This is a genomic window from Spirochaeta isovalerica, assembly GCF_014207565.1.
Taxonomy (GTDB): Bacteria; Spirochaetota; Spirochaetia; order DSM-2461; family DSM-2461; genus Spirochaeta_F; species Spirochaeta_F isovalerica.
Genome location: NZ_JACHGJ010000012.1, coordinates 78,435 through 98,787, shown reverse-complemented (window position 1 = coordinate 98,787; position 20,353 = coordinate 78,435). Strand labels below are relative to the sequence as shown.

General features: G+C 42.1%; 20 protein-coding genes. 10 read left to right on the top strand and 10 right to left on the bottom strand.

Annotation, left to right across the window (positions count from 1 at the left end):
- Positions 1 to 66: 66 nt before the first annotated feature.
- Positions 67 to 309, bottom strand: a complete 243-nt coding sequence (locus tag HNR50_RS22895) for an integrase core domain-containing protein (protein ID WP_425506750.1) — start codon at positions 307 to 309, stop codon at positions 67 to 69.
- On the bottom strand, positions 306 to 1,097 hold the full coding sequence (locus HNR50_RS20725; protein WP_184748722.1) for a formylglycine-generating enzyme family protein: 792 nt from the start codon (positions 1,095 to 1,097) through the stop codon (positions 306 to 308). The genes HNR50_RS22895 and HNR50_RS20725 overlap by 4 nt, the downstream gene beginning before the upstream one ends.
- Before the next feature lie 239 nt (positions 1,098 to 1,336).
- On the opposite strand from HNR50_RS20725, the gene HNR50_RS20720 reads away from it, so the two are divergent.
- Complete coding sequence (locus tag HNR50_RS20720) at positions 1,337 to 1,540, top strand: hypothetical protein (protein ID WP_184748721.1); 204 nt, start codon at positions 1,337 to 1,339, stop codon at positions 1,538 to 1,540.
- Complete coding sequence (locus HNR50_RS22890; protein WP_184748723.1) at positions 1,501 to 1,809, top strand: GNAT family N-acetyltransferase; 309 nt, start codon at positions 1,501 to 1,503, stop codon at positions 1,807 to 1,809. The genes HNR50_RS20720 and HNR50_RS22890 overlap by 40 nt, the downstream gene beginning before the upstream one ends.
- Positions 1,810 to 1,992: 183 nt before the next feature.
- On the opposite strand, the gene HNR50_RS20710 is transcribed toward HNR50_RS22890, so the two are convergent.
- On the bottom strand, positions 1,993 to 3,126 hold the full coding sequence (locus tag HNR50_RS20710) for an acetyltransferase domain-containing protein (RefSeq protein WP_184748720.1): 1,134 nt from the start codon (positions 3,124 to 3,126) through the stop codon (positions 1,993 to 1,995).
- A 286-nt stretch (positions 3,127 to 3,412) separates the two neighbouring features.
- On the opposite strand from HNR50_RS20710, the gene HNR50_RS20705 reads away from it, so the two are divergent.
- From HNR50_RS20705 to HNR50_RS20690, 4 genes are all read left to right on the top strand, one after another.
- Positions 3,413 to 5,584, top strand: coding sequence for a PAS domain S-box protein (locus HNR50_RS20705; RefSeq protein ID WP_184748719.1), 2,172 nt, complete (start codon positions 3,413 to 3,415; stop codon positions 5,582 to 5,584).
- A gap of 530 nt (positions 5,585 to 6,114) precedes the next feature.
- Positions 6,115 to 6,861: a sugar phosphate isomerase/epimerase family protein gene (locus HNR50_RS20700; protein ID WP_184748718.1), complete on the top strand. Its 747-nt coding sequence runs from the start codon at positions 6,115 to 6,117 to the stop codon at positions 6,859 to 6,861.
- 38 nt (positions 6,862 to 6,899) lie between these two features.
- On the top strand, positions 6,900 to 7,073 hold the full coding sequence (locus HNR50_RS20695; protein WP_184748717.1) for a hypothetical protein: 174 nt from the start codon (positions 6,900 to 6,902) through the stop codon (positions 7,071 to 7,073).
- 141 nt (positions 7,074 to 7,214) lie between these two features.
- Positions 7,215 to 8,240, top strand: a complete 1,026-nt coding sequence (locus tag HNR50_RS20690; protein WP_184748716.1) for a DUF2804 family protein — start codon at positions 7,215 to 7,217, stop codon at positions 8,238 to 8,240.
- A 134-nt stretch (positions 8,241 to 8,374) separates the two neighbouring features.
- Here the strand turns inward: HNR50_RS20690 and HNR50_RS20685 are convergent, their stop codons facing one another.
- The gene (locus tag HNR50_RS20685; protein WP_184748715.1) at positions 8,375 to 10,033 is read right to left on the bottom strand and encodes a B12-binding domain-containing radical SAM protein; all 1,659 of its coding nucleotides are present in this window, start codon (positions 10,031 to 10,033) and stop codon (positions 8,375 to 8,377) included.
- A 115-nt stretch (positions 10,034 to 10,148) separates the two neighbouring features.
- Here HNR50_RS20685 and HNR50_RS20680 point away from each other — a divergent pair, with 115 nt between their 5' ends.
- The gene (locus HNR50_RS20680) at positions 10,149 to 10,382 is read left to right on the top strand and encodes a hypothetical protein (protein ID WP_184748714.1); all 234 of its coding nucleotides are present in this window, start codon (positions 10,149 to 10,151) and stop codon (positions 10,380 to 10,382) included.
- A gap of 12 nt (positions 10,383 to 10,394) precedes the next feature.
- Here the strand turns inward: HNR50_RS20680 and HNR50_RS20675 are convergent, their stop codons facing one another.
- Both HNR50_RS20675 and HNR50_RS20670 read right to left on the bottom strand, forming a co-directional pair.
- Positions 10,395 to 11,507 (bottom strand): MFS transporter, encoded by a 1,113-nt coding sequence (locus HNR50_RS20675; RefSeq protein WP_484592920.1) that lies wholly within the window; start codon positions 11,505 to 11,507, stop codon positions 10,395 to 10,397.
- A 55-nt stretch (positions 11,508 to 11,562) separates the two neighbouring features.
- Positions 11,563 to 12,711: a peptidase associated/transthyretin-like domain-containing protein gene (locus tag HNR50_RS20670; protein ID WP_184748712.1), complete on the bottom strand. Its 1,149-nt coding sequence runs from the start codon at positions 12,709 to 12,711 to the stop codon at positions 11,563 to 11,565.
- 78 nt (positions 12,712 to 12,789) lie between these two features.
- On the opposite strand from HNR50_RS20670, the gene HNR50_RS20665 reads away from it, so the two are divergent.
- Positions 12,790 to 13,677, top strand: a complete 888-nt coding sequence (locus HNR50_RS20665; RefSeq protein WP_184748711.1) for a DMT family transporter — start codon at positions 12,790 to 12,792, stop codon at positions 13,675 to 13,677.
- Between the two features lie 115 nt (positions 13,678 to 13,792).
- Here HNR50_RS20665 and HNR50_RS20660 read toward each other — a convergent pair whose 3' ends face one another.
- The gene (locus HNR50_RS20660; RefSeq protein WP_184748710.1) at positions 13,793 to 16,201 is read right to left on the bottom strand and encodes a glycoside hydrolase family 3 C-terminal domain-containing protein; all 2,409 of its coding nucleotides are present in this window, start codon (positions 16,199 to 16,201) and stop codon (positions 13,793 to 13,795) included.
- A complete protein-coding gene (locus tag HNR50_RS20655) occupies positions 16,198 to 16,857 on the bottom strand; it encodes a TetR/AcrR family transcriptional regulator (RefSeq protein ID WP_184748709.1) in 660 nt (219 codons plus the stop codon). Before HNR50_RS20655 ends, HNR50_RS20660 begins: the two co-directional genes overlap by 4 nt.
- A 161-nt stretch (positions 16,858 to 17,018) precedes the next feature.
- Between HNR50_RS20655 and HNR50_RS20650 the strand changes: the two genes are divergently transcribed.
- Positions 17,019 to 17,780 (top strand): 5-deoxy-glucuronate isomerase, encoded by a 762-nt coding sequence (locus tag HNR50_RS20650; RefSeq protein ID WP_184748708.1) that lies wholly within the window; start codon positions 17,019 to 17,021, stop codon positions 17,778 to 17,780.
- Between the two features lie 8 nt (positions 17,781 to 17,788).
- Here the strand turns inward: HNR50_RS20650 and HNR50_RS20645 are convergent, their stop codons facing one another.
- Positions 17,789 to 19,033 (bottom strand): MFS transporter, encoded by a 1,245-nt coding sequence (locus HNR50_RS20645; protein ID WP_184748707.1) that lies wholly within the window; start codon positions 19,031 to 19,033, stop codon positions 17,789 to 17,791.
- Positions 19,034 to 19,165: 132 nt separating this feature from the next.
- Between HNR50_RS20645 and fucU the strand changes: the two genes are divergently transcribed.
- Positions 19,166 to 19,597, top strand: coding sequence for an L-fucose mutarotase (gene fucU, locus HNR50_RS20640; protein ID WP_184748706.1), 432 nt, complete (start codon positions 19,166 to 19,168; stop codon positions 19,595 to 19,597).
- A 57-nt stretch (positions 19,598 to 19,654) separates the two neighbouring features.
- On the opposite strand, the gene HNR50_RS20635 is transcribed toward fucU, so the two are convergent.
- Positions 19,655 to 20,203 carry a cob(I)yrinic acid a,c-diamide adenosyltransferase gene (locus HNR50_RS20635; RefSeq protein WP_184748705.1) on the bottom strand — a complete coding sequence of 183 codons (549 nt, stop codon included), beginning with the start codon at positions 20,201 to 20,203 and terminating at the stop codon, positions 19,655 to 19,657.
- Positions 20,204 to 20,353: the final 150 nt, after the last annotated feature.

The following is a 20,353-nucleotide window of genomic DNA, read 5'->3' as shown; positions in this document are numbered from 1 at the left end:
ACTGCTGATACCAGGATAGAACTGAAACAGAAATCAGAAAGGAAGTCTGCATAAATATTTCAAAGATCATACTTCATCTATGTTGACACATTCCGCCCCCCCATTTTTAGTGGGCTTCATTAGTAGATTTGCCCTAGCAATCGGTGTTTTAATTCTTGGTGGAACGCCTCCTATTGCTGAATGTGGACGTTTATTATTATATGTCCAGAACCAATCAGTAGCAAGCTTTTGAGCATGTTCAATTAATTCGAAGTTCACAAGATCAAGCCATTCATGACGGACCGTTCTAATGTGATTTTTGCGAGTCACTCAGCATTGCGGACAATACGAAATCCTATTCCGAAATCCCCATAATTTGTTTTCTCAGCACTGCGGAATGTCGTTCGGGCATATTCAGGAGCATATGTTATACTTCCACCTCGTCTGACTTTTTCTCCTCCATAGGTCGTATCGATCTCTTTCTTTTCAGGACCGATGGGAAATCCGATAGGTGATGATTGATAATAAGCTTCTTTATACCAATCAAAACAGAATTCCCAGACATTTCCACTCATATCGTAAATACCCAGTTCATTTGGTTTCTTCAGGCCCGTTTCCATATTTCTATCAGTATTTTCCGAAGTCCAAGCTACTTCATTGCTGATATTTCCACCAGAAAATAAATATCCCAGACTATTATTTCCTCCCCGGGCTGCGAATTCCCATTCGGCTTCAGTGGGAAGCCGGAATCCGTTTTTAGAAAAATCACATGTCATCATAGTGTAGCAGGGATTCAAGTCAGCTTTTTCACTGAGCCAGTTGCAGAAAGCGGTCATATTCATCCAGGTTATATTTATGACCGGCATTTTACCACGGCCCCATCCATTGTCTTTGGGAAGAGATTTTTTCTTCTCCTGAGCATACAGGTCATAGAGTTCAAAAGTTATTTCATGAGCGGAAATATAAAATGAGTTTTCGATTTTCACCCTGTGCTCAGGACCTTCGTTATTGCTCCCCCCATTGCGACCCATGTCAAACTCTCCCTTTTCCACTAAAACCATTTCAAGTTTTTCGAGGGCAAGATGGATAGCTTTTTCCTCCTTGTTCAGACAACTCATTAATAGAGGGGATAGGGACAAAAGCAATAATAATTTTAAAAAGGGATTTTTTTTCTTCAGCATATTAGTAATTTTGATCAATTTGAAGAGAAGTTCAAATAAAAAATAGTACCCATAGGGTACGAGACGGATTATTGTTTTATTAGAATAATTCACATTTTCCAAATTCAGAACATAATTAATCCCACTTCGTAGGATGGAGAATGGGAAAAAGAGGACCTAACATTCGAAGTTAACATATGTATTTTAGACAATTAACAATTGAAAATAAACATTTCATCAAGGATGCTGCTGAACTGCTTCGTAAGGCATTTCCTCAATCATATTCAGATTCTGCAGATGAAGAAATTATATCGTGCCTTCAAGATGAGAAAGTCGTAATTGGCGCAATAGAAAATAATAAATTAATTGGGTTTGTTGGTGCCATACCGCAATACAACTAACTGCATGGGAATTACACCCATTAATTGTTAGTGAGTCTCATCACTTAAAGGGCATTGGAAGACAACTCTGTATAGAACTTGAAAAAATATTAAGAAGTAAAGGCTGTCTCACAATATATCTAGGTAGTGATGATGAAACAGGTAGTACTACTCTGGGGAATACTAACCTTTTTGAGGATACTTTTGAAAAAATAAAGAGCATTAAAAATATCAAAAAACACCCATATGAGTTTTACCCAAAAATTGGGTTACGGAGATTTTACATTTGAAGGAATAATCAAAAACAATCGATATGGAAATGTCAGTTATATATACTATGGCAAAAATACATCAAAAGAAATGTAATGGTTTATTGCGAATTGGTGATCTTCTTTTACAGGGTGAAGAAGTCTGTAAAACAACAGACTTAAGGCGCCCACATTCAAATATGGCAAATAATGGTTCTTTTAAAATTAAAGATATTTCGTCCATCTCAATTTCTTAATAAATTTCAAATTGTAATAATACTTACTAATCGGATAAAGCAAAACAAGCATTATAACCCATACAATATATGTATAAATAAGACTTAAGCTAAAGTGAATCGTGTCATAACCTAAAATATCACGAAAAGTAGCTGATACGAACAAGATCAAAAACAAGTGAACAATGTAGAAAAATAATGGAGTCCGGCCGAAAATTATAAATGGGTTGTTTTCTTGGGGTTTGAATCTTTCTAAAAAAATAAGCATAAGAAACATAGGTCCGATTGTCATCAGTAAATATAAAAACGATGGTGGGTATTTCTCTAAATTCAAAAAAGATATTATAGTAAAAACAAATGAGTCCTGAACCTGGAACGGAACTGGATTACCGTAGATATTGAATATTCTCAGTATTATAAATAATGCAATAAATATTAAACCTGTTATTTTAAGAAACTTTACTCTGGAAGATTGTTTCCAGAAAAAGATCTCACCTAAACTATATCCAAAAGCCATTACTCCAATCCATGGTATTAGAGGATATAAAACCATGATTTCATATTGAGAAGAAATTTTAATTACTCTGCTTTGATGTAAAATACTTAATAATAAATTTGAAAAAAGATCCGAAGATTGAAATTCTGGAATCAGGTTATGAAAACTTATTATTAACAAACCCAATAATCCGACCAATCTGGATGGGAAAAACTGTAATATAGATAATATTATCATAGAAACACCAATTACCCAAATCACTTGAAGCACAGTACCACCCCAGAAAATAGAAAGTACTGTTAATTCTAAAAGAATCAATAATAGACCTCTTTTAAAAAGTAAAGAGAAGCATAATTTGTTTGATTTTGAATGATATTTCTTTGATATGAATGCTGACATACCTGTCAGGATTACGAAAATCGGAGCGCAAAAATGTGTTATCCATCTGGTAAAAAATAAAGCTGGATAAGTATTAACAATATCTGTCGGATCGATTCCAGTTCCACCGTTCCATGAACTACGAGTGTGGTCCAAAACCATTAAAATCATTACAATAGCACGAAGAATATCAATAGATAATATTCTATTTTGCTCAAGTTCTAAAACGTAATCATTTGTTCGATTCAATTGGGAAATCCATTTGATAGCTTCATGAAGTTATAATTCTTTAATAGAATAATGCTATAGAATTAAGATATTATATCATAAATCGATATGATATATAGCCAACTATGATTTATAAATTTGCAATAAAAATCATAAAGTCCCCAAGACATCGTCGTAAGATAATAACATATATAGATCTTAGCCCCCTTTTCACCCGGAAGCAATCAGAGGTTCTGTTTTTTAAGTTGCTTTCCAGTAGCTGTGCATTACAATTTTAAATACGAAGCAGCGTATAAAGGTATTTCATATGAGCAAAAAACCTACATACCGGGAATTAGAACAACGAATCTTTGAACTTGAAAAAATAGTTTCCACCTCTGCACATAGCGCCGAGTCCAAAGAGGCGGAAATAAAAGTAGAATACATATCCTTAATGCAGCAGAGCATTAATTCTTTCATGCTCGATCAAACTTTGATTAATAATTATGAAGAACTGATAAAGTCAATTGTAGTACAAATAGATCAATTGCTGAGACCAGTTTTCACTGTATTCAATACTTTTAATCAGGAGACACATATCCTGAAAGTACAGGAAATCAAGGCAAACCATAATATCCTGAATCTGGCAGTAAAGATCGGAGGGGAAAGAATACTTTCGACCAGGACAAAGGTCGATGCGGAAATGTATGAAGATATTGCGTCTAAAAGGCTTAAAGTTATTTCAACATTATACGAGGCTACCGGCGGTACTATTTCAAAACCCATTTCATTAGCACTTGCGAAGGCAATGAAGATAAAATGTTTTTTAGGTTTTTCTTATTTAGTTGACAATCTCCTTTCTGCTACAACTCTCATTGCCCTTAAGGAAAAACCGGATGCATTCACCATGCATTTATTACAGAACTATACATATTTTACATCTCTATCAATTAAAAGAGTCCTTACGGAATCTTCGTTGAAACAGAGTGAGGCGAAATTCAGAGCAATCGTAAAGAATGCTTCACCTGTTGTTTTCACCATTAATAAAGAAGGGACTTTTCTCTTATCAGAAGGAAAGAGTCTGAAGGCTTTGGGATTGAAACCCGGACAGGTTGTCGGTATGTCAGCTTTTGAGATATATAAGGATTATCCTGCTATAACAAAAGGGATAAAAGATGCTTTAGCCGGCAGGATCTCCCGGGATGTTGTTCAGGTCGGTAATATCTTTTTTGATGTTCTATTCAGCCCGAATATAGATGATTCGGGAAATATAAACTCAATCTTAGGTATGGCTATAGATATAACCGAGCGAAAGCAGGCTGAAAAAGAACTTCAAAAAGCCAAGAATTACATCTCAAACATCATTGACTCGATGCCATCTGTTTTAATCAGTGTTGATGATAATGGCGTGGTAACGCAATGGAACAATGAAGCGGAAAACAAGACTGATTTTACGAGTAAAGAAGCTATCGATCAACCTCTTGCTCTGCTCATCCCAAGACTGGACTGTATACTAAAAAACATAGAGGAAGCAATGGAATCCGGTCGGGTTCACTCCTTTACAAGACAGGCCTACTATAACAAAGATGGTGAGAAACAATATGAAGACATTACAATCTATCCTCTTATCTCTGATGATGCTAAAGGAGCCGTCATTCGTATAGATGATGTTACTGAACAGGTTCGTGTTGAAGAGATGTTGGTTCAAAGTGAAAAATTATTATCTGTTGGTGGTTTAGCAGCTGGCATGGCCCATGAAATTAACAATCCGCTGGGCGGAATAATACAATCGGCAGCTGTTTTGCGAAGAAGATTGACTGATTCAAAAATGCCGGCGAATAAGAGAGCGGCAGAAGAATTTGATATCTCTATAAAAAAGATTATCTCATATCTGGAAGCCAGAGATGTTTTTAAGTTGCTTGACAGAATTGATGAATCGGGAATGCGAGCCGCCGGGATTGTTTCGAATATGTTAAGCTTTACCCGCAAAAGCGATATTTCTCATTCGCCTCATTACCTGGATGAGTTGTTGGATAAAAGTATAGAGCTCGCCGAAAGCGACTATAATCTGATGAAGAAATACGATTTTCGGCAAATCGAGATTTTTCGCGAATATGATGAAAATCTGCCTGCAGTACCCTGTCAATCAGGAGAAGTTCAGCAGGTATTCCTCAATATACTTCGAAACGGTGCCGAGGCGATGCTGGATCATATGACGGAGGACTCGGAGAAGAAGGCTCAGTTCACGCTGAGGATAGTTCTTGAAAAAGAAATTGTTCGCATCGAGATTGAGGATAAAGGTCCCGGTATGGATGAAAACACTCGCAAACGTATTTTTGAACCTTTCTTTACAACGAAGCAAACAGGTCAGGGTACAGGCCTGGGACTGAGCATCTCTTATTTCATAATCACAGAACACCATGGTGGTGAAATGAGTGTTATGTCCACACCCGGCGAAGGGTCAACTTTCATTATTTGTCTTCCTCTGAAAGGGAAATAATCATGAGTCATCCTAGTATGATAAAAACAAAAAGCGAAAACTTTTTTAGCATAACTGTAATGGTGTTATTTATATGTAATTCAATACTGAATATTGTTTTCGCTGATACAATTTATTTTACAAAAATATTAAAAATGCCTATTTATGGCACATCTCATTAACTGAGAATAGGAATGTAAAACAGATAGTGAAATATTTTGCTTCAGGAAAAATCTATAGTCTGATAATTATTGTTTTAGATTTCCTTTTTATTGCAAGGACAGTTTCTGGTATTATTTCTCATATAAAAGGCAACCGAATATTACCCATAACAGATCTTTCAGTAAATATTTCAGATATTGCAGAATTCTCCGTTTGGATTGCCAGTGGAGTGTCGCTGATGTTCAAAAAACAATTTGGATATTCATCGGTAATTGGAAATTTTTTTAACCAACCATGCAGTTTGTATCATGAGTTTGTAATGAATAAAAAAGAAGTTTTTTAAAATGTTATCGCAGAAATGTAAGCTGGGTATGCCTACTCTAATCGAATTGGATTCACTGTATGATAATGTGAGATTGTGCAATGAGTTAAATCTTGATTTATTAGAGATAAATATGAATCTTCCTCAATTTCAGTTGAAAGAAATGGAAGACTTGAAAATTGGCAGCCTGGAATACTCTATTCACTTACCGGAAGATCTCAACATTTGGGCCTTTAATGAAAATGTATTGGATGCTCATATTAAAACAGTCATAGATACTATTAGATTCTGTAAATTAAAGAAAATTAAGAAAATAAATATGCATATGAATCCAGGTATTTATTTCACGCTTCCTCAAAAAAAAGTTTTTCTATTTGAAAAATATTATGATACGTATATTCAAAACACAATTAATTTCGGAAAGATTGTCGAATGTGAATTGTCGGGTACTGAAATCGAAGTATTCGTAGAAAATACGGGAATATATCACTTATGGTTTATTAGAAAAGCAGTTGAGGAATTATTAAAAATTAATTGTTTTAAGCTAACCTGGGATGTCGGACATGAATTTTCCAGTGGTACAAATGATTCTGAATTTTTAGCAGCCAATAAGAAATATATAAATCATTTACACCTGCATGATGCAATCGGCAGTAACAATCATCTTCCTCTCGGTACTGGTCAAATCAATATTGATCGAATCATGGATATGGCCGGACAGTATATAAAATCAATAATATTCGAAACAAAAACAGTTGATGGACTGATCGAATCTGTGGAGTTTTATAGGAAACATATACATGACACAATTTAAATGTTTGTTATTGAATGATTTCATGTATAATTTCTGTTATGAGATTAAAAATATTATTAGGAATAATCGGATGGGTGCTGTTTCTTACTGTTGCTGTCCTTGAGTTTATTGAAATGTATAACTACAAAAGAATAAAAGTTGAGATCCTTGGATTGTCACTGCTTGCATTTGCATTGATTTTTGCATCGATTAAGATCAGGCCATCAGAATGATCCCGGGAGTGAAATCAGGTTCAGCCAGGCAAAGTCTCTTCCGGAATAAAGAGGTAGAGACACTGCAGACATAGGATGTTGTATAAATAACCAAGCTCTTCAACCATATGTGAAGATGCCGGTTTAAGAGGAAATTTTAAAGTGAAACAACTTATTGGAGAGAACAATAAAGTCAATTACGGGTGTATCGATGAACCTATTGAGTGGAATTACAGAGACTTCGTTCTCAGGGATTTCTTTAACCGGGAGATCAAAGGGCTCCGGAAAAAACGGGCTTATCATCAATTCAATTATATCGGCATCAGTGCGGGGAAATACATTGCCGGTTTTGCCATAGTGGATCTGGGGGCTGTAAAAAATGTCTTCGGCTTCCTCTATGAAATGGGCTCGGGAATCATTCTGGAATCGGACGACAAATGTCCCGGTTTTTCCCGCAAAATGGATTTCCCAAGGAATCCCGATTCGTACAAAGCCCGGTATGAAAGCAGAAGCACATCGCTTCTTATTGATAAAGATAAAGACGAAGGCGTCCTGACAATCGATTGCCATTTTAAAAAACGACTGAAAATTAAGGGGCGGTTTCCCTATTCCATGGAAAAACACAGGCCTTTGAGAGTTCTCAATCCCAATGATCCCAATCGTTTCACCTTTACGGAAAAATGCTCTCCCCTGAGAGCGGAGGATATCGAAATCTCCCTCGATGGAGAGAAACTGCCTTTTGACAAAGAGACGGTTACGGCAATATATGACTGGTCGGGGGGGTATCTGCGCCGGGAGACAATCTGGTATTGGACGGCTTTCAGTGCAATTCTGCCGGACGGGACAAGCATCGGAACGAATCTCGCCGCCTTTGTAAATGAAACTTTCTTTTCAGAAAACGCTTTCTGGATAGATAATAACAGAACGAGAGTGCCTCGTGTCATTTATGATATCGATCCTCTCGATCCATATAAACGCTGGCATGTCTACGATGAAACCGGCACCCTGGATCTGATTTTCACGCCTGAAGGCGAGAGAAGCGATAAAATTAATGGAGGTCCTCTTGCCAAAGCTATTTTCAGGCAATTCATCGGAATGTTTGAAGGCTATTTTCATCCTGAAGGTGAGAAGAGGATTGATTTCCATAATATAAAAGGATTTTGCGAGATCCATAGAGCTCTCTGGTAAGAGCGCCGCCCTTTTTTCTGGCCGCGTTTCTCTGTTACGATGCCAGGCCGAAGGTCAGGAGAATCTTCATCGGAGGGCTCTTCGCACTCGATCTTCTTATGATGCTTATATTCATACCTCTCGGCTGGATTTGATCAGGTAAGATCGCGGCTGAATATAGAAGGGCGATCCAATTTCATTCTCACGGGAGTCGGCGTGCTCTCTTCGCGGTAGAAAAGGGTTATCTCATCGGAATGCTCTTTTTTCATGCGCGAACTGACAGGTACAAACAGAATGGAATGGTTGAAGCTTCTTCTGGTAAATCCGTTGATTTCGTTCTCAAAGAGATTATAGGCTTCTCTGCGAATGTCCTTAATCCGGTTATCCACTTCCAATCTGATAAGGGGAGGGTAGCTCTGACCCGAAGCATGGGGGCACCAGTCGTACCGGAGAAGATCGATAAGGTATTCCCTGTCATCCGGGAAATGCTTCAGGCTCAGAAGAAACAGTGATTCAGCCAGTACAGGCCACTGTTTTGCCAGGGGGTTCTCAGGGGAATAAGAGCCCAACTCTTCAAAAAAAGTCCAGGGGTCGGCAAAGCGGCTCATGAGAAATCCTACAGTCCCGGGAAAATAGCCGCTGTTGTAATAACGGTTCAAATCCGCCTCTGTTCTGTAGAAACGCTGTATATCATCAAATGAAAATGATGATGTTTTTACAACTTCATAGGGCGGGAAGGGGGTAGAGACCAGTCCGAATTCCCCGGCTCTGGCAGCTAATGGTGTCCCGGGAAGTATTTTTAGAAAGCCCAGCTGAAAATCATCTGGACGGTGGTTGAGAATCTCATTAAATGAATGCCTGGCTTTTTGCGGTGTATCCAGCGGAAGAGCGACTATCTGGTCCAGGTGGGTATGAATATTTTTTAGAGAGCACAATCGATCGATATTCTCTTTCTCACCGGATCGGTTCCAGGGTCTGTCTACGGCTTTCAAAACATCTTTGTCGGTTGACTGAATCCCGACTTCGAAGAAGAACAGGCCTTCCGGGGCCTTGGCTAGTATGTTAAAGTCCTCATCTTCCAGAAAGACCGGATGGATTTCGAAATGAAAGGGAACGGGTGGATTCAGTTTGATCAGGAAATCCCAGATCTCTCTGGCGTAGGTCCTGTCGGAATTGAAGGTCCGGTCAACCATTTTGACGATCCTGGGATTGAGGTCTATCAGTTTTCTCATTTCCTTTTTTACGGTTTCAATGTTTCTGTATTCCGGTCTTTCCTGGCGGCAGGCGCTCAGGCAATAGGAACAATTGAAAAGGCAGCCCCTTGATGCTTCATAATAGACAAGACGGCCATTCAGGATTTCCCGGTCATTTTTATCATAGGGAAAGGGCACATTGTTTATAGGCGTGTGGGCGGAATAGTATACTTTCTCCCGGTAAGTCAGAAGATGGGGGATAAAGTCTTCAGCCTGTCCCGAAACAAGAATGTCCGCCCATGTCTTATCTTCCCAGTAAGCGATGTTGTGGCTAATCTCCGGGCCGCCGAGAATCATTTTTGCATCGGGTAATATTGCTTTAAGAAGAGGTATCATTTTCTCAATGTACTCTCTGTTCCATATGTATACGGAGAAAAGATAAAGCGTTCCGTTTTGAGAGGCCAGCTTCGCCAGAGCGTCGCGCCAGTTCTCATTTATCGTCAGTTCGATTAAGACCGTTTGCAAGTCCTTTTCTTTTTTCAGCATTTGTCTAATGGCGAACAGAGTGGGATTGCTATGTGATGAGCGGCTGTTTATGGCAGCCAGAATAATCTTTTTCATGTTTTTCCAAATGTTATTGTATATGAAAAATAGGAAATTTTCCTATAGATTTTGCTATCCATACAGTAGTACATTAGTATTAGATCGGGAGTAAATAGAGTAAAGCAGGTATGAGATGATAAAAGGAAAAGTCAGATTGAGCCCTCAGGGTCAGGATTATATTCACAATCCCTGTTGTTCTACAATCGTAAAATCTATTCTGGAATCAATAGACCAGTATTCTGCTGAAATCATAGATGTGGAAGATTCCATCATCAGAGTAAGGCTTCAGGAGGAAACAATTCCTGAAGAGTTTATAAGATCCAACAATTTTGCCATTCATAAAGAACATCTTATTATCTTTCAGTGATTCCCCGGCGCCTTACGAGTGCTTCATATGATCCATATACTTCAGTAGAAAAGCCGCAGTTCCTATTCCGAATATTCCGATAACCACGGGAGATGTCGAGAGGGTGAATCCTTTTGATATGGCTCCGATCAGAACCGGTCCGGCTGCCATGGCCCCATCGGAGAAGAAACGCCATAACCCGAGAAACTGTCCCGGAGATTTCTGAGGAGCCAGATCCGTTCCCAGTGTCATATTAATTCCGCTGCCCAGGCCGTTCCCGATATTAATCAAAACCATGGCCACCATAAATCCCGAAAGGGTCGCAGTCAGAGGAAGAATGAGAAAGCCTGCTGCCATAAGGACCGAAGCGGGAAAAAGTGTCCATTTTCGCCCCTTGTTATCCATGATCCATCCCGCGGGATAAAAGAACATCAACTCTACCAGCGCACCTATGCTGGTAACAATACCGAGTACGGAAATGGTGATTCCGATACTGTCAGCCCAGAGGGGGAGTATAAAATCCCGGGCGACTCTAAGCATGGAAATCCCTATGATTCCCACAATCGCAGCGGTAATGTTGCGGCGGTTCCTGGATATGTGTTCTTTCAGATAGGAAAGGGGTTCATTCGCTGATGTCGTAACGATTTTTCTGCCGCGGGGCAGCAGAATAAGTATAAGAGCGATAGCGAGAAGTACAAAACAGGCTTGAAGAAAGAACATAAGGGAATAGCCTTTCATGGTTATGAGAAATCCACCGGCTATCGGTCCTATTATCCGTGAAAGACGGAAGAGCCCCCCCATACCGGATAATACGCGGCCTCTGTACTGAATCGGAATATTATTGCGGATATAGGTCAGACGTGTCAGGTCCCAGATAGTGGCTGAAATTCCGAGAAAAAAACTCGCAATCAGGAGCATAAAGGGGGTTGATATGAGGCCTCTCATCAATGTTGATAGAAGAATTCCCGTTAGCCCCGCAATCATCAGAGGGAGAGATTTCCATCGTCCGATTATAAAACCCGCAGGTAAATTAAAGATCATAGCTCCCAGGCTTTTGCTCATGACAATCAGTCCGGACATAAATATCGTCGCGCCAAGCTCGAGCGAATACAGCGCTATGAAAGTTACGGACATCCTTAAACCGATCTCGACGAGCAGAGTCGGGATATAGATTGATATGATGAGTTTTTTTATTTCGCTGTTACTGATTTTGCCACATCCCCTGTTCTATATCGATGCGCCATACGGAGTAGTCGATTCTACCGCGGCTCCACGACAGTCTGATTTCAACATCACCTATTTCTTCTTTCAGGTCCATATCCCCGTCGGCATCGGAGTCCTCTTCCCATATATAGGTTTCCCCATCATATATCATTTCTATGCGGCATTTGAAAAGGCTTTCGGTCAGATCGGCATCAATTGCGTATTCTATTTTATGGTCTGTGCCTGACATATCCTGCCATTCTGCGCTGTGGGTTTTTCTATAAGGACCTGTCGTGCCGTTGGGATAGCGGTAGTTTTCCCGTATCAGCTGCTGCAGATCATAGATGATGGAATTGAATTGTCTCTGGTTAGCCCTGATGACCACTTCCTCTCCCGATTTGATGGAAAACGTTTCATCCCAGTCATGGAATCGCATTTCCGGAATATCCACTTCGCCGAAGGGCCAGTAATGGGTTCTGATCTCATGCTCACCCGGCTCAATCCTCTCAATGATATAGGGTGTTTTATTGTCTTCTTCCGTGTATCCGATGAATCTGTCATCGAGGTATATTTCCGCACCGGGTACCCAGCTGTAAAGCTTAACCCGTCCGGGGCTTTCGTCTTTCATGGAGATGATGGATCTGACAGAATCCTCATTGACGAAATTCATCTCCATTCCGGTCAGTTTCATGACCAGTTTCTCCGCCAGCATGTGAACCGTGTTTTCCGATGCTCCTCTTTCGCTCAGAACATATTCTTCCGCTGTGGCGGCATCGATCACCTTGATCGTTATAAGCACATCCCTGCCCAGATAGATATATTCCCCTTTCACGAGCCATTGGGCATCGAGGATTTTTCCGAATTCAACAATGTCTCCCTTGTTTTCCGTCAAACCGGAAAGACGGAGATTCTGTTCTTCGACCACTTCCTCAATTTCCGTCCGGTTAACCAGCCTGATATACTCATTCCGGGACAGATCGTAGAGAAGGAGCCCTTTGATTATGCCTCCCAGATAGTCGAGAGCAGGATCCATATTGATATTCTCAAAATCGAGAAAAGCCGTTTTGACGCCGGAACTGACGTTTTGTGAAAAGACAGAGCCGGGAAGAGCCAGCAGTAAAAATAGTATGGGGAAAAGACGTTTCATAGCTCACTATACTATGAAAAATCATTCACGATAAAGATCTTCTTTTCCCGCTGTGCGCTTTCGTTGTATAAATCTCTTATGAAAAGAAAAAATCTGATAATCTTCCTGATTTTCTCCATGATTCTCTGGGGCGGCACCTGGACTTCCGCTAAACTCGTTTCTGTCAATGCCCCTGTTGAATTGCTTATTTTCTGGAGATTTCTACCCACCGCCCTTTCAATGATCCCTTTTCTCCTGTTTTTCAAAACCGGTATTCGCGTTAAGGCACAGGAGCTTCTTCTGCTGGCTATCGGCGGCGGCGTTATCTTTATATACAATATTGGATTTTTTTCCGGTGTACGGGTCGGACTCGCCGGAGCCGGCGGCGTACTGGTTACGGGTCTCAATCCCGTTCTGACTTTTCTGCTTACAGTGATTCTCACAAAAGAAAAAGCTTCGCTCCGTCAGATTCTGGCCTTGATTATCGGTTTCGGCGGCGGGCTGATTATGCTGGAGATATGGACGTTTTCTCCGGAGCAGATTTTCAATAGCGGGAATTCCTGGTTCCTTTTTGCCTCTTTTACCTGGGCGGTTCTGACCATGCTGAGTCACCGCATACAGAGAACGGTTCATTTTCTGGTTTATGGTTTTTATATTTACCTTTTCTGTTCTCTTTACGCTCTTATTCTGGCTTTATCGAAAGGATCGCTGTCTCAGACTCCCGTCGATCTGCCTTTCTGGCTCAATATGGCTTATATTTCCATCGCCGCCACATCGCTTGCCACAACGGTGTATTTTTTGTGTACCCGCGAACTGGGCAGCCGCATTGCCAGCTCATTTATTTTTACTGTTCCAGTAAGCGCTCTGGTTTTCAGCTGGATGATTCTGGGAGAGGTTCCCGCTGTTCACACTGTTTTAGGCGGGGCATTGACTATCGCCGCCGTATATGTGATTAACAGCAGTCCGGGGAAAGGGAAGAGTCAGTAGTTTTCCTTTAGCCGACCGGACCGGCGAAAAGGTCAATCTGAAGTTTGCCGGGAATCAGTTCCGCATATACAGAATGTGAGAATCCCGACAAACGTCCAGTATTAATGAAGGGATCTCATTTCTTCAGAAACAGCAATAAGCCGCGGAAGAGCTTTCCGTTTGTCATAAGCAGCAAACCTTCCAGCATGTTTTCTGTGAATTTGTCTCCTCCCATCATAGCCAGACTTCTGAGCGGCATTTCATTAACCATACTCTCCACCATAAGCCTTGTGGAATCATCCATTTCTCCGAAACTCTGTGTAAAGTTTTTGGCAATCTGCTTCTTCATTTGCCGGCCGATAAATGTCCGGCTGATGTCGGCTATTGTCGAATTCCGGTGGTAAGGAGTGATCGGCGATTCCTGCGGAACGGGGGTGCCGAGAAGTTTTTCAAAGTCCCTGTTGCTTATGTTCTCGATATTATAAACAACTTCCCTGTAGATTCTGTCTGCGTCACTCTCAACAGCTGTATAATCCGATTCGACTGAAAGCGATTCTCTCAGTTTGATATCCCGGGAGGATGCTCCTATGAGTATTTCAAACTCTCCCGGTTCAACCTGCCAGACCCGGCTGACTGTGTCGTAAAAGGCGAAACTTCTCCTGTCGAGAACGAATGTTATTTCCTTTTCCTCACCGGCGGCCAGTTCAACCTTCTCAAATCCTTTCAATTCTTTTTCAGGTCTGTAAACGGTCGATTCTACATCTCTGACATAGAGCTGAACGATTTCCTTTCCTGTCCTGCTTCCTGTGTTTTTTACTTTGCAGCTTACATTTATAGTCTCATTATCCCCTATTTTTTTCTTAGGCAGCCTGATGTCGCTGTAGCTGAAGCTCGTATAGGAAAGTCCGTGTCCGAAGGGGAAGAGAACTTCTTTATCCGCCCTGTCGAAATAGCGGTAACCGACGTAGAGCCCTTCTTTATAGAGAACCTGCTTGGTCGATCCGGGGAAATATCTGTTCGAAGGAACATCTTTCAGTTCCCGCGGGAATGTTTCAGCTATCTTCCCCGACGGATTGACTTCTCCCAGAAGAACGTTTTTTACTGCTGTTCCTCCCCCCTGACCGCTCAGGTAGGATTCTACAATGGCTTCGCAGCGATCAATAAAAGGCAGCTCTATCGGCGAGCCGTTGGACAGGACGACGACCGCTTTCGAATCGACAGCCAGAACGGCATCGATCAGCTTGAGCTGATTCTGAGGAAGTGACATATGTTTCCGGTCAAATCCTTCTGATTCAAACGCCGGAGGCAGTCCGGCGAAAATAACAGTCTGGTCTGATTGAGAGGCAAGTGTGACGGCTTCTTTGATAAGATGGTCTTCAATAATGTCCATTTTCGTATTAAAGCCCTTGGCATATTTAACCGTGAAATCATTACCTGCGGCATTTTCAAAAGCTTTAAGGGCCGAGTCCAGCTTAGTCGGTTTTATCATGGAACTTCCGGCGCCCTGATAGCGGGGATTTTCAGCAAAATCTCCGATGATCCCGATCATGCCTTTCTTTTTCAGAGGCAGCCGGTTGTTTTCATTTTTCAGCAAGACGATGGACTGCTCCGCTACATTGACAGCCAGGTTATGATGCTCATCCTCGCTATAGCTGTATTCATCAGAAAGAACAGGTTCCGCTTTGAGAATCAGCTCCAGGATGCGCCGGACTCTTAAGTCGAGGACTGATTCATCCAGGTCTCCGCTTTTTACGGCTGCTACGATCCTGCGATCATTTATACCGCCGTTTCCCGGCATTTCCAGCTCTTCTCCCGCCTTGATTCCCTCAACTCTGTCATTGGTCGCACCCCAGTCTGTCACAACTAATCCTTCATGGCCCCATTCTTCTTTGAGAATATTTGTCAGGAGGGTTTTGCTTTCGCTGCAGAATTCTCCGTTTATCTGATTGTATGCGTTCATTACGGTCCAGGGCTGTGATTGTTTAACGGCCTTTTCAAAGCCTCCCAGATATAATTCCCTGAGTGTTCTTTCGTCAACAACAGTATCTATGGTCATGCGGCAGAATTCCTGGTTGTTAGCAGCGAAGTGCTTCAGGCTTGTTCCAATTCCCTTGCTCTGGACGCCGTTGATCAATGACGCTGCCAGTTCCCCTGCGATGTAGGGATCTTCGGAAAAGTACTCGAAATTTCTTCCGCAGAGAGGGTTTCTTTTGATATTGATACCCGGGCCGAGAAGGACAGACACTTTCTCCTGGAGACATTCTTCTCCAAGCGCCACTCCCACTTCCTCCAGAAGGTTCCGGTCCCAGGAGCTGGCCAGGGCTACAGCAGTGGGAAAACAGGTCGCGGGAACGCTGTCTCCCAGTCCCACATGGTCCCCTGATCCGGCCTGCTTTCTCAGTCCATGAGGACCGTCGGTGACCATTATCGAAGGTATGTTCAGCCGGTCTATTCCTTCGAGATTCCAGAAATCCTTTCCCGAACAGAGCGAGGCTTTCTCTTCCAGTGTCAGCTCTTTCATTAATTTATCGATTTTTTCATTCATTTGCAGTTACTCCTGTTTCTCAGTCCGTCTATCAGCAAATCCAGAAGGAGATCCGGCATTTTGTCCGTTTCGCCTTCTGTCGTTTCCACAAGCACATCGCCGCGGAGAATTATTCTCTGGTTCAGAGCTCTTACTCCGTTCAAAATGGTAACAAAGGCCAGATGGGAATCGATATCCTTGCGAATCGAACCATCTTCTTTCCCTCTTTCAATAAGGGTAATAAGCCTTTGAAAATATTCCGGTTTATCGAAAAGAATGAACTTTTTTTTCAGATCATCGGTCAGTCGAGTGCCTGAATAATAGGCATCGAACTCAGCCATCAATTTGCCTTCGAGGGTTTGCTCCCCTTCGATCCAGGTCAAGCGAATGGCTTCCTTCAGCTTGTCCAGTCCTGATTTCGACTTATCTTCTGCAAGCGCTTCGAACCGTTTCAGAAGAGTCTTTTCAAAACGGGAGAGACTTTTTTCTATAATTGTCAAAGCCAGGTCACTTTTGTCCCGGTAATAGCGATAGACTGAATTCCGGCTGAGGCCGGCTTTTTCGGCTATATCTTTTATTTGAGCCTCGAAGAATCCTTTTTCAAGAAATAGCTTTTCTGCAGCTGCAAGAATTTTCTCTCTGGTTTCATCGACTTGATAAATCATTCTTTTCTTCATAATTACCATCTTGTGTTACATGTGTAATATAACGTGTGTATTATCAGGTTTGTTCTATATATCTGTCAATATAAATACATTGCAACTTTACAGAAAGTAGACACCGTGGTATTAATTACTATAATTACTTACAGAAAGTAACTAAAATAGGAGATAAGATAATGAGCAAAGTGGCAGACGGGCAGAAATTCAATGCTGAAATGAGCAGCTGCACTCTCAAAGAAATTTTCAATCAGGATAATTCCAATCTCAATTGGCTGGCTATGGCCGATCTGAAAATACAGAACAGCCGGACAGCGGAAACAACATACAAAAAGGAAGAGGCCTTTATCGTCAATTTGAAAGGAGACGTAACCGTTTCTGTGGAAGGAAAGGATTTTAGGGTTAAACATTACGATATGCTCTATATCCCCATAGATACACCTTTTACCGTAAGTCACGCAGGGGATGAAGAAGGCTGGCTCTACATCTACAGAGCCGTGGGAGAGGTCAAGTACGAAGTCTACCATGCCGATTGGGAAGCCTGTCAGAAGGATGAGGAGAGAATCCGCCATCTCAACAGAAAGATCGTCTATAAAATGTTTGATGTTTCAGAAAATGCCAATAAATTCATGGTCGGTTACACATTCTATCAGGATAGAACACGGGCCTGGCCGCCTCATAACCATACAGACCAGGAAGAGGTTTACAGCTTTATCGAAGGTCACGGCGCTATGGAAGTATACGAAGAGGATGAGTTTAAAACTTTCGTACCCTCTGTAGAAGTCGGCGATCATATCACCATTCCCGTTCTCAACTACCATCCGGTTTTCAGCCATGAGGAGCCGCTTTGCTTCATCTGGTGCATATCCGGCGAACGCTACTGGGTGGGCGATAAGAATAAGGATTTTATGACGGCCAAAGTCGACAAACTGACCACATAAGTGATTTCCTATAATTCTTTTTTTACCAGGGGAATGAGGAAAAAGTTCGGCAGAGTGCCGATGACGTAGACGATAGCTGTTATGAAAAAGCAGAGAGCATAGTTGTTTTCGCCGATCAGAAAACCGCCTATCGCTGCCGATGCGTTCCAGAACAGCCCCCAGGCGACTGTCTGAAGGCTGTTCCAGAATCCCCTTCTGCTTTTGGGAACGAAGTCCATCATAATGGACCGGTTCAGAGGTTGGGAGGCGTTCATCAGGGCGCCTCTCGCTATAAACAGGGGAATGAGAAGCCAGAGCGGCGGGTAGAAGGCCATTCCGGCCAGGCAGGCGATGGAAAGACCCTGAACCAGAATTATCATCTGCGGGCGGCCTTTTTTAATCGAATGTTTTTGCGTGTAGATGCTGATGAGCCCGGTAATGAAAAATGATATGCCTAATATTATCTGGACGGCTATCGGTTTCAGTCCGTAAATATCCCTGAAGAATACGGGGAAAAATTTGACCGTCATTCCCGCGCCGGTTCCGATTATAAAGCTCGAGCTGATAAGAATGAGCGGAACGGCTTTCCGGCTTTTCAGTGAAAAACCGCCGGCTTTTTCATTATCGGTTTCTTCTGCCAGAATACCTTCGCTTCGATCGCCCATTTCATGGCGGTCTTTGAGAAAAATCATAATGATTATTGAAATGAGAGAGACAGCCAGACCGGCAGTCATTACCGTTTTCAAAATTCCCAGCTCCCATTTATCTCCCAGAATAAGAAAGAGAATGACATTCAGCACGGGGCCTGTTGCCAGTCCGAACTGACGGAGCATATGGATTCGGGCATAGGGACCGGAGCGCTCTCCCGAAGGGAGGGAGTTGGCCAGTATCGATTCAGCTGAAGGCTGGCTGAGTCCCTGAAAGACACCCCACAGAAACAGACCCGCCATTATGTGGTAAAGGGAAGTTGAAAATCCGATGAACAGGAGACCGCCGGTACCCACCATGGCGGCAAGAACCAGAGCTTTTTCCCGGGACCATTTGTCAGCGGCATATCCTCCGGGAATGATGGTCAGGATCAGAGCTATTCCCGTAATGGCCGATGTAATTCCCAGCAGTTCGTTGGGAGTCAGGCCGAGAATGCCCGTGCTTTTTTCCGATAGAAGAACAATATAGAGACTGAGGACATTCCCCATCCAGATTCCGCGGCCGAAAGCCTGAATCAGTGTAAACAAGTTGAATATCCGCAGATTCGGATTGGTCGTGTTCTTCATTTTATAATCCTTTTTTTACATTCTTCAGAATCATACGACATAAATTAAGGCAGTTCAACAAAGTTTGTTATAAGCTCAATGTAGAATAGATACTTGTAAATTTTCATTTAAGGAAACTGAGGAGGTTTTGATATGTTAAGAGGTATTGATCCGGTTGTCTCGCCGGAATTACTTGATGTCCTGTTCCGGATGGGCCATGGAGATGAAATCGTTCTGGCTGATGCTTTTTTTCCCGGAGACACATTCGGCAAGAGGGTTATAAGGGCGGACGGTATCAGAATCCCCCAATTGCTGAAGGGCATTCTGCCTCTGATAACCCTGGATAGCTATGTCGACAGCCCGTTGATTATGATGCAGCCTGTTGAAGGTGATGAACTCGATATGTCTGTGGAAAATGCCTATAGAAAAGCCATCGACGAAACATGGCCGGATACGCCGGCGATAGATAGAACCGAGCGCTTCGCCTTTTATGACAGAGCCAGGGAAGCTTATGCTATTGTTATGACCGGTGAAATCTCAAAATATGGCAATATTATCCTGAAGAAAGGCGTTATCAATAGATAAAGCAATATCCCGTGGTTAGGGATTGCCAACCACGGGATATTAATTGTTGGCTGATTTTCAGGCTTTGGGATCCCAGATAATGGGCTCCACATTAAAGTCTTTCATATAACGGCGCGCCAGCATAAAATAATAATCAGCCAGCCTGTTAATAAAATTTCCTATGCGCTGATCCAGTTCCACCGAACGGTGCAATTCCACAAAAAGCCGTTCGGCTCTGCGGCATACTGTCCGGCAGACATGAGCTGTCGCCACTCTCTGGTCTCCGCCGGGAATGATGAAATGAGTGAGAGGGTCGAGGCCTTCTTCCATTAAATCAATTTCTCTCTCCAGGAAAAGGGTATGCTCTTCTGTTATCTCGGGGAGAACGATCTTTTCATTCTCTTCGTCCATGGCAAGGTTCGAGCCGATGGTAAAAAGCAGGCTCTGGATCTTTTTCAGTACGCCTCTTGTCCTCTCATCGATGTCAAGTGAAGCGAGAAGTCCTGTGAAGGAGTTCAATTCGTCTATGGTTCCGTATGTGTGAATCCTGAGTTCGGATTTATAGACCCGGTGTCCGCTTACCAGGGAAGTTGTGCCTTTATCGCCGGTTTTCGTATATATTTTCATTTTTTTTGTACCTCATTTTCTGCCAGTATAGGATCATTGCTTCTTTTTTTCCAATTCTTAATTGACATAAGGAGCTTAATTTTGTATCTTCTAATCGTTAAATATATATCGATATATGACTATCGATATTGACAGTTCGGATAGGAGGTC